This window comes from Kribbella sp. NPDC054772 (assembly GCF_053611945.1).
Genome location: NZ_JBSHBJ010000011.1, coordinates 127256 through 141688 on the forward strand (window position 1 = coordinate 127256; position 14433 = coordinate 141688).

General features: G+C 67.9%; 14 protein-coding genes. 8 read left to right on the plus strand and 6 right to left on the minus strand.

The window, feature by feature from the left end; genetic code table 11:
- Positions 1-8: 8 nt before the first annotated feature.
- The 3 genes from ACWGID_RS19835 to ACWGID_RS19845 form a co-directional block, all read right to left on the minus strand.
- A complete protein-coding gene (locus tag ACWGID_RS19835) occupies positions 9-902 on the minus strand; it encodes a hypothetical protein (protein ID WP_452198485.1) in 894 nt (297 codons plus the stop codon).
- Between the two features lie 9 nt (positions 903-911).
- The gene (locus ACWGID_RS19840; protein ID WP_452198486.1) at positions 912-1682 is read right to left on the minus strand and encodes a L,D-transpeptidase family protein; all 771 of its coding nucleotides are present in this window, start codon (positions 1680-1682) and stop codon (positions 912-914) included.
- A gap of 99 nt (positions 1683-1781) precedes the next feature.
- Positions 1782-2621, minus strand: coding sequence for a polysaccharide deacetylase family protein (locus ACWGID_RS19845; RefSeq protein ID WP_452198488.1), 840 nt, complete (start codon positions 2619-2621; stop codon positions 1782-1784).
- A gap of 55 nt (positions 2622-2676) precedes the next feature.
- On the opposite strand from ACWGID_RS19845, the gene ACWGID_RS19850 reads away from it, so the two are divergent.
- Positions 2677-3042 carry a MerR family transcriptional regulator gene (locus ACWGID_RS19850; RefSeq protein ID WP_452198489.1) on the plus strand — a complete coding sequence of 122 codons (366 nt, stop codon included), beginning with the start codon at positions 2677-2679 and terminating at the stop codon, positions 3040-3042.
- On the opposite strand, the gene ACWGID_RS19855 is transcribed toward ACWGID_RS19850, so the two are convergent.
- The gene (locus ACWGID_RS19855) at positions 3039-3887 is read right to left on the minus strand and encodes a PAC2 family protein (RefSeq protein WP_452198491.1); all 849 of its coding nucleotides are present in this window, start codon (positions 3885-3887) and stop codon (positions 3039-3041) included. The genes ACWGID_RS19850 and ACWGID_RS19855 overlap by 4 nt on opposite strands.
- A 208-nt stretch (positions 3888-4095) precedes the next feature.
- On the opposite strand from ACWGID_RS19855, the gene ACWGID_RS19860 reads away from it, so the two are divergent.
- From ACWGID_RS19860 to ACWGID_RS19890, 7 genes are all read left to right on the plus strand, one after another.
- Positions 4096-4749 carry an HAD family hydrolase gene (locus tag ACWGID_RS19860; RefSeq protein ID WP_452198493.1) on the plus strand — a complete coding sequence of 218 codons (654 nt, stop codon included), beginning with the start codon at positions 4096-4098 and terminating at the stop codon, positions 4747-4749.
- 65 nt (positions 4750-4814) lie between these two features.
- On the plus strand, positions 4815-6386 hold the full coding sequence (locus ACWGID_RS19865) for an ABC transporter substrate-binding protein (RefSeq protein ID WP_452198495.1): 1572 nt from the start codon (positions 4815-4817) through the stop codon (positions 6384-6386).
- Between the two features lie 239 nt (positions 6387-6625).
- Entirely contained in the window at positions 6626-7618 is a 993-nt protein-coding gene (locus tag ACWGID_RS19870; RefSeq protein ID WP_452198497.1) for an ABC transporter permease, read from the plus strand.
- A 56-nt stretch (positions 7619-7674) separates the two neighbouring features.
- Positions 7675-9450: an ABC transporter substrate-binding protein gene (locus ACWGID_RS19875; RefSeq protein WP_452198499.1), complete on the plus strand. Its 1776-nt coding sequence runs from the start codon at positions 7675-7677 to the stop codon at positions 9448-9450.
- A 98-nt stretch (positions 9451-9548) separates the two neighbouring features.
- Positions 9549-10562: an ABC transporter permease gene (locus ACWGID_RS19880; RefSeq protein WP_452198501.1), complete on the plus strand. Its 1014-nt coding sequence runs from the start codon at positions 9549-9551 to the stop codon at positions 10560-10562.
- A gap of 8 nt (positions 10563-10570) precedes the next feature.
- Complete coding sequence (locus ACWGID_RS19885; protein ID WP_452198611.1) at positions 10571-11641, plus strand: ABC transporter ATP-binding protein; 1071 nt, start codon at positions 10571-10573, stop codon at positions 11639-11641.
- A gap of 26 nt (positions 11642-11667) precedes the next feature.
- Complete coding sequence (locus ACWGID_RS19890; protein WP_452198503.1) at positions 11668-12732, plus strand: ABC transporter ATP-binding protein; 1065 nt, start codon at positions 11668-11670, stop codon at positions 12730-12732.
- 12 nt (positions 12733-12744) lie between these two features.
- On the opposite strand, the gene ACWGID_RS19895 is transcribed toward ACWGID_RS19890, so the two are convergent.
- Positions 12745-13926 carry a hypothetical protein gene (locus ACWGID_RS19895; protein ID WP_452198504.1) on the minus strand — a complete coding sequence of 394 codons (1182 nt, stop codon included), beginning with the start codon at positions 13924-13926 and terminating at the stop codon, positions 12745-12747.
- The gene (locus ACWGID_RS19900) at positions 13923-14429 is read right to left on the minus strand and encodes a SigE family RNA polymerase sigma factor (protein WP_452198506.1); all 507 of its coding nucleotides are present in this window, start codon (positions 14427-14429) and stop codon (positions 13923-13925) included. The genes ACWGID_RS19895 and ACWGID_RS19900 overlap by 4 nt, the downstream gene beginning before the upstream one ends.
- Positions 14430-14433: the final 4 nt, after the last annotated feature.

Genomic DNA, 14433 nt, shown 5'->3' on the forward strand with positions numbered 1-14433 from the left:
ACTGGAGATCAGCCGGTGACGGGCTGGTGGGTCTTGACGGGGGTCGGGACCGGCGCCGACGGCGGGGTGTCGATCTGCGCGGGGGCCGGGTTCTGCGGGTGCGGGGTCGGCTTGGGCTTCGGCTTCGCGGCCGGTTTGGCGCAGGTCGCCGACGCCAGGTTGATGGTCTCGGCACCGCCACCGAGATTGATGCTCAGACCGGTGATCGTGAACGCGCCGTCGGAGTGCTTGCCCTGACTGTTGACCGTGATGGTCGCCAGCGGGTTGGACGGCAGCGACGCGCCCTGCTTGGTGCTCGGCAGCTTGATCGCCTGACCGAGCAGCGTCAGCCCGCCGATGTCGACGCCGCCCTGGTCACCGGAGCAATAGACGTTCAGCGCGTCGATGGACAGCAGCGACTTCGGCGGCGTGAGCAGCAGTTTGCACAGGTCGGGCAGGTTCTTGACCGGCAGGTCCTTGGTGCTGAGCTTGGGCAACGGCAGGCCGAGGTCGGGCAGTGCGATGTCCGGGACCGGCAGGTCGTTCGCGCCGGTGGACGGGAGCGAGTTGCACTGCTCTTTCAGCTCCGGCGGGATCTGCACCTGGTTCAGGATGTCCGGACCGACCACGATGTCGAACAGCTCGACCGAGGCGGAGTCGTTGCCCGCGGTCGCCGTACCGGCCCGGACCGAGAGCAGCGGGTTCTTCGGGAGCTCGAGCGCGGACGTCGTCTGCCGCTTTCCGTCCAGCGATTCCGCGTACGGCGTCTTCGCGATCGGCACCTGGCCTTCCGCGCTCACGGCGTACGCCGAGGACGGCCGGGCCGCCGCGTTGCCGACCGGCGCACTCGCGACCAGGCTGAACGTCACGACGCCTGCCACGGCCGCAGCCGTCAGCACGGTCGGAGTCAACTGTCGTCGCATCGGATCTCCTTATTTGCTGTCGATCAGGACGAGCGTCCCGAGCGGAACCTTCTGCAGGTGGGCGAGAGCGGTCTTCGGCACCCGGACGCAGCCGGCGCTGATCGCCGCCCCGAAGACATGGGGATTCGGCCAGCCGTGGATCGCGACCGTACCAGGTCCGCCACCGAACGTGTCCAGAGTGGGACTGTGCGCACCCAACGGCAGCACGACGGGAGAGGCCGAGCGCTTGTGGTCGATGATCGAGCCGAGCAGGAACGTCCGGCCGGGCGGTGTCGGCGTCTTGGTCGCGCCGACGCCGGCCTTCCAGGAGCCGAGGCTCTTGTTGTTGAGGAAAAGCTCCAGCGTCCGCGAGCTGGTGTGCACGCGGATCAGGTACGACGAGGTCGCGCGATCGAGGTCCTCGTCCTGGAGCCAGCCCGTTGACCGGTTCGGCTTGGACGGGAGCAGGACCCGGACCCACCCGTCGGTCTGCTCCACCACGGGCAGCCAGGTCGGCCCGAACTGGGTCGGGCCGATCTTGCCGACGGCGTCCGCGTCGGGTGCGCTGAACAGTGCGGCCTCGCCACGCGGGTGTACGACGAGCCCGCCGGTCCCGGAGAACGGCTGGGTGTCGAGGGGAGCGGTAGCGATCGTGGTGGCAGTCGTCGAGGCGGTCAGCGTGCTCAGGTCGACGTCGATGTGTTTCGTCTTGTTGCCGAAGATCCCGACCGCGGCGACGATCCCGAGCAGCACGAGCACGGCGAGCGCAGGGATGGAGCTGGCGCCCCGCTCGTCGCGCATGCTGTTACTCCCCGTGGTCCCGGTGACGGCACGCCGTCACCCCCCAGTTGTCCGGTCGAGAATAAACCCATCGGTAACAACGCGCCACGCCTCGTCGGGTTACGGCCGGGCGAAATGCTCCGCGATGGCGTCGCTGGTGGTCAGCCAGACGTCCGGCTGCGCCGCAATGTACTCGAGCGCGAGGTTCAGGTACTTCGCCCGGAACGGCTGCCCGATCACGAACGGATGCAGCGCGAGCGCCATCACCCGCCCGGTCTCCGCGGAGTCCTCGCGAAGGACGTCGTACTGGTCCTTCACCATCTGGAGGAAGTCCGGGCCGCTGAGGCCGCGCAGGAACAGGCCCAGGTCGTTGAGCTCGACGGTGTACGGGACGCTGAGCATGCCGGGGACGTTCAGGCGGTACGGCTGGTCGTCGTTGGTCCAGTCGAGCACGTAGCTGTAGCCGAGCTCGGACAGCAGTTGCGGGGTGTTGTGGGTCTCGGTGAGCCCGGGGCCCATCCAGCCCTTCGGACGCTGCCCGGTCGCCTTCTCAATGGTCTCCGTGATGTCGGTGAGGACGCGGCGTTCCTCGTCGGGCTCGTACCCGGTGTGCAGGGTGGTGTTCGTCTTGCCGTGCGCCAGCCAGGCCCAGTCCCGCGCGACGCCGGCCTCGATGATCTGCGGGTTGTGCTCGGCGACCAGTGAGTTGACGAGCGCGCTGGCGCGGACGCCGTACCGGTCGAGGATGTCGATGGTGCGCCAGATGCCGACGCGTTCGCCGTACTCGCGCCAGCCCTGGTTGAGGGCGTCGGGCTTGAGGTCGAGCGGCCAGATGCTGGTGGACGGCTGGTCGGGCAGGAAGTGCTCGATGTTGAGGCCGACGTAGAAGGCCACGCGCTTGCCGTCGGGCCAGTCGAGGCGGGGTCGTTCCGGGAGCGGGCTGTAGTCGTAGAGCGTCATGTCTGGACGGTAGAGTCTGACATCAGTGTCAGGTTCAAGTCCGGAGGTCGGTCGGGTGCGGATCGGTGAGCTCGCGGAGCGGACCGGGGTCAGCGTGCGGTCCCTGCGGTACTACGAGGTTCAGGGCCTGCTCGTCTCGGAACGGACGACCGGCGGGCAGCGCGAGTACGCCGAGCGCGCCGTCGACCGGGTGATCCTGATCCAGGAGCTGTTCGCGGCCGGGCTGCACAGCAAGAAGATCGCGCAGCTGCTGCCCTGCATGCGCGACCCCGACGGCGGGCCCAACGAGCGGGCCACGCCGGAACTCGTCACCGAACTGACCGCCGAGCGGGAGCGGATCGACCGAATGATCGCCGATCTCACCACGTCCCGCGGCGTCCTCGACGACGTGATCGCGACGGCGAACCGGGAGATGCCCTAGTCGCTCGGGTGGTTCTTGTTGCGTCGCTTCAGGTAGCGCTCGAACTCGGCGGCGATCGCCTCACCGGTGGCCTCCGGCAGGTCGGCGGTGTCGCGCTGCTCCTCCAGCGAGTGCACGTACTCCGCGACCTCGGGGTCCTCCTCGCTCAGCTCGTCGGCGCCACGCTGCCAGGCGCGGGCCAGCTCGGGCAGGTCACCTTCGGGCATCGCGACGTCGAGCAGTGCCTCGATCTTGCCGAGCAGCGCGAGCGACGCCTTCGGGCACGGCGTGCCGGCGATGTAGTGCGGGATCGCGGACCAGATGCTCACCGAGGGGACGCCGAGCGTGCCGCAGAGGTCGGCGAAGACCCCGGTGATCCCGGTCGGGCCCTCGTATGTCGACGGCTCCAGGCTCCACGACGCGGTCAGCTCCGGGTCCGACGAGGTCGCCGAGACGGGGATCGGCCGGGTGTGCGGCGAGTCCGCGAGCAGGGCGCCGAGGACGACGACGATCTGCGCGTTCGACTCGTCGACGATCTCCAGCAGCTCGCTGGAGAACGCCCGCCAGCGCATGTTCGGCTCGATGCCGCGGATCAGCAGGACGTCGCGGTCGCTGTCCTCGGGGCGGGCCACGTAGACCCGGGTGGTGGGCCAGGTCAGCTGCCGGACACCGTCGTCGTCGAGGCCGACCTGGGGGCGGTTCACCTGGAAGTCGTAGTAGTCCTCGGGGTCGATCTCCGTGACGAGTTCGGCGTCCCACTCGTCGATCAGGTGGTCGACCGCGCCGGTGGCCGCCTCGGCCGCGTCGTTCCAGCCCTCGAACGCGGCGATCACGACCGGGTCCCTCAGGTTCGCGAGATCAACCACTCGCAGGCCCCCTGTCGTCTCTGTAGCCAACTCTCCGGCGCTCGCCGGACCGGACTGCCAGCCTACGTGTTCGCTCCTCGCCGTGCGTCGGGTTTCACCCCGGGCGAACCGTGTCGCGGACCCGAAATGTCCGGATCTGGGGCGACCAGGGAGAATGGGCACGGCAAAGAGACCTGATCGGTGTGTGGACGACGTAGAGGAGCGGTAGTTGCCGGCCCTGCAAGCGGTGTTGTGGGACATGGACGGGACGTTGGTCGACTCCGAGACGGTCTGGGCGGAGGTGCAGCTCGAGCTGATGGCCGAGCTCGGCGCGACCTGGACGATCGAGGACTGCATGACCTTGATCGGGAGCGACCTGCGGGACGCGGTCCAGGTGTGGCTGGCGCGGATCCCGGAAGGCGTGATCACCGCCGACGAGCTGGCCGACCGGATGTTCTCCGAGGTCGTCGAGGCGCTGCGCAAGCAGGTCACGTTCATGCCGGGGGCGCTGGAGCTGCTCCAGGCGCTGCGCAAGGAGGAGATCCCGTGCGCGCTGGTCTCCGCGTCGTACCGGGTGATGATCGAGGCGGTGCTCGGGCATCTGCCGCCGGACCCGTTCGACGTGATCGTGGCCGGCGACGAGGTGACGCTCGGCAAGCCGCACCCGGAGCCGTACCTGACCGGTGTGGAGCGGCTGGGCGTCGATCCGGCGTACTGCGTGGCGATCGAGGACTCGGTGACCGGTACGCAGGCCGCGACCGCGGCGGGGCTGTACGTGGTCGCCGTACCGCAGTTGGTGACCGTTCCGGAGGCACCGCGCCGGCTCGTGGTGAAGTCGCTCGAGCCGCTCACACCGGAGTCTCTGCGCGCTCTGCTCCATTGAGGAGCTACCGTCACTTGGTGCCCTCGGGGGCGTTGTTGGGGTAACGGGCTGGGAAAGGTGAGACGGTGAGCGAGTGGGTGCGCCGGGTATCGGCGGCCGCGGCGGTGGGGGCGTTGGGCGTGTCGCTGGCGGCATGCGGTCAGCCGGACGACAAGGCGCCGCTGCCGGGCGAGCAGACGCCGAAGCTGGCGATGCTGCGGCTCGCCACCACGGACGCGATCTCGTCCCTCGATCCGGCCGGTCCGTACGACGTCGGCTCGCGGACCGTCCAGGCGAACCTGTACCAGACCCTGCTGACGATCCTCCCGGACAAGCCCACGCCGGTGCCGGACGCGGCCGACTGCCAGTTCGACTCGCCGACGACGTACACGTGCAGCCTGAAGGAGCACCTGACCTTCCCGAACGGGCACGAGTTGACCTCGTCGGACGTGAAGTTCAGCTTCGACCGGCTGGTCCGGCTGAAGACACCCGGGGGAGCGGCCTCGCTGTTCGCGTCGGTGAAGTCCGTGAGTACGCCGGACGACCTGACGGCCGTGTTCAACCTGACCACCCCCGACGCCCGGCTCCCGTACCTGCTCACCACGACCGCGTCCTCGATCGTCGACGAGCAGGTGTACCCGGCCAACAAGCTGCTGAAGACCGAGGCCGTCGGCAGTGGGCCGTACCAGTTGGCGGCGTACAAGCCGGGGTCGGAAGTGACCCTCACCAAGTTCTCCGGATACCGCGGTCCGCGGGCGGCGCAGAACGACGGCGTCACGATCAGCCTGATGAAGGACTCGGCCGCGCTCTACCAGGCCGTCACCACCGGCAAGGCGGACCTCGCGTTCCACGGGTTCGGCCCGAGCCTGCTGGACAAGCTGCGCAAGTCCGACAAGGTCCAGGTCGTCGAGACCAACTCCGCGGAGATCCGGTTCTTCGCGTTCCAGATGAAGTCGCTGCTGGCCCGCAATCCGGCCGTACGGCGGGCCGTCGCGCAGCTGATCGACCGCCAGGCGATCGCGAAGCGGGCGTACGGCGACCATGTGTCGCCGCTGTACTCGGTCGTGCCGCCCGGTTTCGGTGGGCAGGTCGACGCGTTCCGGACCGAGTACAAGCAGCCGAGCAAGGCGGCCGCCGCGGCGATCCTGAAGCAGGCGAACATCGCCGTACCGGTCCCGTTGACGGTCGGCTGGACGCCGACGCAGTACGGGGCCGGGGCGAAGGCCGAAGTACTCGAGCTGAAGCGTCAACTGGAGGCGTCGGGGCTGTTCCGGGTGACGTTGCGGAGCGCCGAGTGGCCGCAGTACCAGGTGGGGACCAAGGCGGGGGCGTACGACCTGTTCCAGGGCGGGTGGGTGCCGGAGTACCCGGACGCCGACGACTATCTCGCTCCGTTCATCGCCAGTGACGGCGCGTTCGCGGCCAACGGGTACCGCTCGGCCGCGGCGACCAAGCTGCTGCAGCAGCAACGGACCGAGCAGAACGGTCTGAAGCGCGACGACCTGATCGCGCAACTACAGGGAGTGATCGCGCGGGACGCCCCGGTGATCCCGAGTTGGCAGGGACGGCTCGCGGTGGTCGCGAGCAACGACGTGGAGAACGTGAAGACGGCCGTCGACCCGCTGTCGTTCCTGTATTTCTCCGGATTACGCCGCTGACCTCGGGCTGACACAAAAATGCCATGGCAGTAACGGTTCGCGAGGCTCCCGCGACCGTCGGTGCGACGCCGTGGTTTACTGCGGAAAGTCCACATTCCGGGACGATTTCCTGACGATCACGATCGGGCAACGCAGCACTTTCCGCGTTTGACTCCGCGCTGTAATGGCGGCAGGTTAAGGCCGCAGCCACACCGGATTTCGTTCCGGTTCACCCGAACCGAGGCAGGGGTACACAGCGCGTGAGCACGCCACTCGAGGTCGAGCCGGGATCATCGTCGGCACAGCCGGAGGCGGTACTCGAAGGCGCCGGCAAGATCGAGGGCCGGTCGCTCTGGCAGATCTCCTGGATGCGACTGAAGCGGGACAAAGTCGCGATCGCCGGGGGTTTCGTCGTCCTGCTCTTGATCCTGGTCGGGATCTTCGCGCCGCTGCTGTGCAAGCTGGTCGGCGTCACACCGAACGACTTTCACCAGGACCTCGTCGATGCGTCCCTGCAGACGCCGATCGGCAAGTTCGGCGGCGTCAGCTGGGACCACCCGCTGGGCGTCGAGCCGGTGAACGGCCGCGACATCTTCGCCCGGATCGTCTACGGCGCCCGGATCTCGCTGCTGATCGCGTTCCTGGCCACGCTGGTGTCAGTGGTGATCGGTGTCGTCATGGGCATCACCGCCGGGTACTTCGGTGGCTGGGTGGACACGCTGATCAGCCGGGTGATGGACATCTTCCTGGCGTTCCCGCTGGTGCTGTTCGCGCTGGCGCTGGTCGGCGCCGTACCGGACTCCATCCTCGGGCTCAGCGGTGACTCGCTGCGGGTCGGCCTGATCGTGTTCATCATCGGGTTCTTCAGTTGGCCGTACATCGGCCGGATCATCCGTGGTCAGACGCTGTCGCTGCGTGAGCGGGAGTTCGTCGACGCGGCCCGGAGCCTGGGCGCGCGACGCCCGTACATCCTGTTCTCCGAGCTGCTGCCGAACCTGATCGCCCCGATCCTCGTCTACGCGACGCTGCTGATCCCGACCAACGTGCTCTTCGAGGCTGGGCTGTCGTACCTGGGCGTCGGTGTCCGCCCGCCGACCGCCAGCTGGGGCGACATGTTGTCGATCGCGGCGAAGTGGTACTCGGTCGACCCCTGGTACATGATCTCGCCGGGCCTGGCGATCTTCGTCACGGTGCTGGCCTTCAACCTGTTCGGCGACGGGCTGCGCGACGCACTCGACCCGCGGTCGCGGTAGGACTTCTCTCCAACCAGGGAGCCTGGGCTCTCACTAATAAAGGGGTGCTACAAGAGATGAGATGGAATCGCATCACGACGGCGACCGCCGTCAGTGCGGCCGTCGCCCTCAGCCTGGTGGCTTGTGGGGGACCGAAGGCGAAGCCGGGCGGCTCCTCCTCCGAGGGGGGCGCGACGGCGGAGTACAACGCAGCGGTCGGCAAGGTGTTCAACCCGAGCGACAAGAAGGGTGGCACGCTCCGGATGGCGATCACCCAGCAATGGGACTCGACCGACCCGGGCGACACCTACTACGGCCTGTCCTGGAACCTGGTGCGTAACTATGTCCGGCCGCTGATGACGTTCGCGGCGAAGCCGGGCGCCGAGGGCGCCAAGCCGGTGCCGGACCTGGCCGAGGCGCCGGGTGTGCCGAGTGACGACGCCAAGACGTGGACCTACAAGATCCGCAAGGGCGTGAAGTTCGAGGACGGTACGCCGGTCACCTCGAAGGACGTCAAGTACGCCGTCGCGCGCTCGCTGGACAAGGTCACGCTGCCCAACGGCCCGACGTACTTCAACGACTTCCTGCTGGACATCCCGAAGGGCTACAGCGTCTACAAGGACAAGTCGCTGGCCGGTGTCGCGAAGGCGATCGAGACGCCGGACGACCAGACGATCGTGTTCCACCTGAACAAGCCGTTCGCGTCGTTCGACTACTTCGCGCAGCTGCCGTCGACGGCCCCGGTGCCGCAGGCCAAGGACACCGGTGCGAAGTACAAGGAACACCCGATCGCGACCGGCCCGTACAAGTTCGGCACCTACAACCCGAACAGCGGCTTCAACCTGGTCCGCAACGACCAGTACGACCCGGCGACCGACCCGGACTCGGGCCGCAAGGCGCTGCCGGACCAGATCACCATCGCGTACAACGTCGAGGGTACCGACATCGACAACCGGCTGCTGGCCGGTGACCTGGACGTCGACCTCGCCGGTACCGGTGTGCAGCCGGAGACCCAGGCGAAGATCCTCGCCGACCCGAAGCTGAAGGCACACGCCGACAACGTGCCGGCGCCGCGGCTGAACTGGACCGTGATCAACAGCCAGGTCCCGCCGCTGGACAACATCCATTGCCGCAAGGCCGTGCTGTACGCCGCCGACCACGAGGGCTACCAGCGCGCGTACGGCGGTCCGATCGGTGGCGACATCGCGACGAACCTGATGCCGCCGGGCGTCTCCGGGTCGGAGCAGTTCGACGACTACGGTTTCAAGACCGACAAGAACGGCAACGTCGACAAGGCCAAGCAGGAACTGCAGCAGTGCGGCCAGCCGAACGGCTTCGCGATGAACATCACCTACCGCACCGACCGGGCCAAGGAGAAGGCCGTTGCCGAGACGCTGCAGCAGTCGCTGAAGCGGGTCGGCATCAACCTGACCACCAAGCCCTACCCGACCGGTGACTACACCAAGCTGTACGCCGGCAAGCCGGACTTCGCGAAGGCGAACAAGCTCGGCCTGATCGTCTACAGCTGGGGCGCCGACTGGAACGACGGCTTCGGCTTCCTGAGCCAGATCGTCGACAGCCGGGTGATCCGCGACTCCGGTGGTAACACCAACCTCGGTATCCGTATCCCCGAGGTCGACGCGATGATCGACCAGGCCCTCAAGACGACCGACGAGACCGCCCGGAACAAGATCTGGGTGGACATCGACAAGAAGGTCATGGAGCAGGCGGCGGCGCTGCCGGGCATCTGGGCCAAGGGCCTGCTGTACCGTCCGGACACGCTGGCCAACGTCTTCAGCAACGACGGTCAGAACATGTACGACTACGCGGCGATCGGCCTCGCCCAGAAGTAGTTGCTCTGACCAACCATCATTTCGCCAGCAGAGGTAGGTGAAGGCTGACGGTGGCCGATGATCGTCTTCGATGACCATCGGCCACCAGGCCGCGCACGGTGCTCGCATATCTGATCCGCCGGGTGATCGGGGCAGTGATCCTGCTCTTCATCGTCACGGCTGTCACGTTCTCGATCTTCTTCCTGGTCCCGCGGCTCGGCGGTGCCACGGCGGACGACCTGGCCTCGCGGTACGTCGGCCGGAGCGTCGGCAAGGAGCAGATCCACCAGACCGCGGTCAAGCTCGGCTTCACCGACCCGCTCTACGTGCAGTACGGCCGGTTCATCAAGGGCCTGTTCGTCGGCACGGAGTACAACTACGGTCCGGGCACCGAGCACTGTCCGGCGCCCTGCTTCGGGTACTCGTACCTGACCCAGACCCCGGTGTGGCCGGACCTGGTCGCGCGAATACCGGTGACTGCCTCACTGGCGGGTGGTGCGGCGTTGATCTGGCTGGTCACCGGAGTCGGGACCGGCATCGTCTCGGCATTGAGACGCGGCTCGGTCCTGGACCGATCACTCATGGGCGTGGCCTTGGCCGGGGTCTCGCTGCCGATCTTCTTCACCGGCCTGTTGTCACTGTCCATCTTCAGTTACGGCCTCGGCTGGACCGCGCAGGGCGGGACGAATCCACTCGACGAGACGAACCCGTTGTGGTGGGCCTACGACCTGATCCTGCCGTGGGTGACACTCGCGTTCCTGTACGCCGCGGCGTACGCGCGACTCACCCGGGCCGGCATGCTCGAGACGATGAACGAGGACTTCGTCCGGACCGCGCGGGCGAAGGGCCTGGGCGAGCGGGACGTGATCATCAAGCACGGGCTGCGGTCGGCGCTGACGCCGATCCTGACGATCTTCGGTCTGGACCTCGGCCTGTTGCTGGGTGGTGCGATCCTGACCGAGACCACGTTCTCGCTGCCGGGCATCGGTCAGTACGCCGTCATCGCGCTGCAGGCCAACGACCTGCCGAAGGTGCTCGGGGTGACGCTCGTCGCCGCGTTCTTCATCGTGATGGCGAACTTGATCGTGGACGTGCTGTACGCCGTAGTCGACCCGAGGGTGCGGATCTCGTGAACGAGCCGATCGAAGAAGTCCAGGATTCTGTCCAGGATCCCGTCCACCGGGTCGCGCGCGGCGAGGCGTTCCTCGATGTCCGGGACCTGAAGGTGCACTTCCCGACCGACGACGGTGTGGTGAAGTCCGTCGACGGGATCTCCTTCAAGCTGGAGCGCGGCAAGACGCTCGGGATCGTCGGCGAGTCCGGCTCCGGCAAGAGCGTCACCAGCCTGTCGATCATGGGGCTGCACAAGCCGGGGGTCGCGAAGATCAGCGGCCAGATCTTCCTCGACGGCCAGGACCTGGTGTCCTCGTCGCGCGAGGAGGTCCGGCAGTTGCGCGGCAAGCGGATGGCGATGATCTTCCAGGACCCGCTGTCCGCGATGCACCCCTTCTACACGGTGGGCCACCAGATCATCGAGGCCTACCGGGTGCACAACGACGTCAGCAAGGCGGTCGCGCGCAAACACGCGATCGAGATGCTCGACCGGGTCGGCATCCCGCAGCCCGACCGGCGCGTGGACGCCTACCCGCACCAGTTCTCCGGCGGCATGCGGCAGCGCGCGATGATCGCGATGGCGCTGTCCTGCGACCCCGACCTGCTGATCGCCGACGAGCCGACCACGGCCCTCGACGTCACCGTGCAGGCGCAGATCCTGGACCTGATCCGGGACCTGCAGCGGGAGTTCAACTCGGCCGTCATCATCATCACCCACGACCTCGGCGTGGTGGCCGAGCTGGCCGACGACATCCAGGTGATGTACGCCGGCCGCGCGGCGGAGTACGGCACCGCGGAGGACATCTTCGACGGGCCGCTGCACCCGTACACCTGGGGTCTGCTCGGTTCGATGCCGCGGATCGACCGGGAGCGCACCGAGCGGCTGATCCCGATCAAGGGCACGCCGCCGAGCCTGATCAACGTGCCGAAGGGCTGCGCGTTCAACCCGCGCTGCAACTACGCGCACCTGAACGGCGGCGCCAGCGAGACCGAGCGGCCGGAGCTGCTCGACACCGGTGACGGTCACCTGGTCGCCTGCCACCTCTCCCCACAGAACCGCCAGCAGGCGTGGGAGACCGACATCTTGCCGAAGCTGTGAGCGGCACTGGGAATGGGACGCCGACTGTGACATCTACTGACGCCGAATCGACTCCGAAGGTCCCGAAGCTGGGCGAGGAGCTGCTGTCGGTCGACGGCCTGGTCAAGCACTTCGCGATCCGCAAGGGTTTGCTACAGCGCCAGGTCGGAGCGGTCCAGGCCGTTGACGGACTGTCCTTCAGCGTGAGCCGCGGCGAGACGCTGTCGCTGGTGGGTGAGTCGGGCTGTGGCAAGACCACGACCGGCCGGCTGCTGACCCGGCTGGAGACGCCGACGGCCGGCAAGATCGTCTTCGAGGGGCGCGACATCAGCCACCTCGGCGAGGGGCGGATGCGGCCGCTGCGTCGCGACGTGCAGATGATCTTCCAGGACCCGTATGGCTCGCTGAACCCGCGGCACACCGTCGGCAAGATCGTCGGCGCGCCGTTCCGGCTGCAGAACGTGAAGACCGAGCACGGCGTGAAGCGAGCCGTGCAGGAGCTGCTCGAGCTGGTCGGTCTGAGCCCGGAGCACTACAACCGGTACCCGCACGAGTTCTCCGGCGGTCAGCGGCAGCGGATCGGGATCGCCCGGACGCTCGCGCTGCGGCCGAAGCTGATCGTGGCCGACGAGCCGGTGTCCGCGCTGGACGTGTCGATCCAGGCGCAGGTGGTGAACCTGCTCGAGGACCTGCAGGACGAGTTCGACCTGACCTACGTGATGATCGCCCACGACCTCTCGGTCGTGCGGCACGTGTCGGACCGGGTCGCGGTGATGTACCTGGGCAAGATCGTCGAGCTCGCCGACCGGGTCAGCCTGTACGAGAACCCGATGCACCCGTACACGGTCGCGCTGCTGTCGGCCGTGCCGGTTCCGGACACCAAACGTAAGGCCAAGCAGGAGCGGATCCGGCTGCAGGGTGACGTCCCGAGCCCGATCAACCCGCCGCCGGCGTGCCGTTTCCACACCCGCTGCTGGAAGGCGCAGGAGATCTGCAAGACGGTCGAGCCGCCGCTGATCCAGCTGTCCGAGGGACACCAGACCGCGTGCCACTTCCCGGAGAACGCGACGCCGGAGCAGGAGCAGACGGCTCAAGCAGCCGCCAAGAGCTGACCAAAGAGCTGATCAGTACAGGTCGAGGATGGGGGCGCCGGTCGGCATCGCGAACGGCGTCCGGCGGGGTGCGCTCGTACTGAAGGTGAACGTGGAGAACTCGCGTGCCACGACCGTGTGTGCACCGGTCGTGGCGGACACCGTCAGCAGGTCGACCACGTTCACCCGAGCTGTATACCGCACTCCGGCCGCGATGAACGTCGTGTCGTCGAGCCACTGACCGAACACGAACGTCCAGTACGGTCGCGGCAGCTGGCCGGTGTGCTGGACCTTCACGCCGAACAGTTGGAGCCCCGCCCAGCTCGGCTGGATACCCATCCGGGCGTCATCCGGTTGGGTGACGAGGTACGTCGCGTTGGGTGAGAGGAACGCCTGCTGCCCGTTGAACGTGGTCTTGGTTCCGGTGGTCAGCGTAGGACCGACCTTGAGCGCGAGGCCGACGGCCTGGGCGAGCGGTTGCTGATACACCAGCTGTCCCGAGGTGACCGTCCGGACGGCGTTGGGGGACACGTCGGCCATCAGGACACCCTTGTTCGTGGGGATGTCCCAGCGGTACAGGCCGTCGAGCGTTCCGAAGTACGCCGAACTTCCGTCGATCGCGACGATGCGCGGAGAGACCGCGAGGCTGGCGTTCGGCGGGATCTTGTTGCCGATCGCGGTGCGGACGAGCTCGCGGCGGCCGGCGACGTCGTACACGACCGACTCGCAGTGGTCGTTGAAGCTTTCGACCCAGGCGACCAGGTTGCCGTGGAAGTCGGTGGTCACCCGCCAGGCGCTCTTGCCGAGGTCGTGGACGCCGGAGCGGTCGGCTACGTGGATGCCGTTGCTGTCGTCCAGGAAGACGAAGCCGGCGTCGGTTTGCGCGAAGGCGCCGATCCGGTGCGAACCGACGGAGATGATCTCGTCGCCGTAGTGGATCTTGTTGCCGAGCGCGAAGGTCGCCCGGCGTTGGGCGAACGGCGCCGGTCGGGTCGGCTGCGGTCGGGCCGGCTGCGGCCGGGTGTCGCGGGGTCGGAGGGCGGTCGCTCCGCTGACGGCGACTGCCGCGGTCGCGACCGCGCCGCCGATGACGCCGAGTGCGCGGCGTCGGCCGGCCCGGCGGTTTCCGGCCGCGACGATCGCGTCCAGGTCGAGCCGGGCCGGTTCGACGCCCTGCGCCCGCTCGGCGAGGGTGTCCCTGAGGAGCTCGGTCATTCGGTCATCCCTGCCTTCAGCACGACGTCGGCCCCCAGACGGGTCCGGAGCTTCTTGAGCGCGTCGGAAACCTGGCTCTTCACGGTCCCGACCGAGCAGCCGAGGATTTCGGCGGTCTGCGGTTCGGTGAGGTCCTCGTAGTAGCGCAGTACCAGCGCCGCTCGCTGCCGTGGCGGGAGCTTCTGCAGCTCGTGCCACAACCAGACCCGCGCGGTCGCGTCATCGCCGTCAGCCGGACGATCGGGCACGTCGTCGTGCGGCTGCTCGGCCCGCCACGACTTGCGGCGCCACCAGCCGATCGCGGTCGTCGTGATCACGCGGCGGGTGTAGGCCTCGGCGTTGTTCGGGTCCCGGAGGCGATGCCATCCGACGTACGTCTTGACCAGCGCCTCCTGGACGAGGTCCTCGGCGAGGCCGCGGTCGCCGGCCAGGAGATAGGCGTACCGGTAGAGCGCGCCGTGCCGGCTGGTGGCGAACTCGGCGAACGCCGTCGGGTCGGCCATCTCG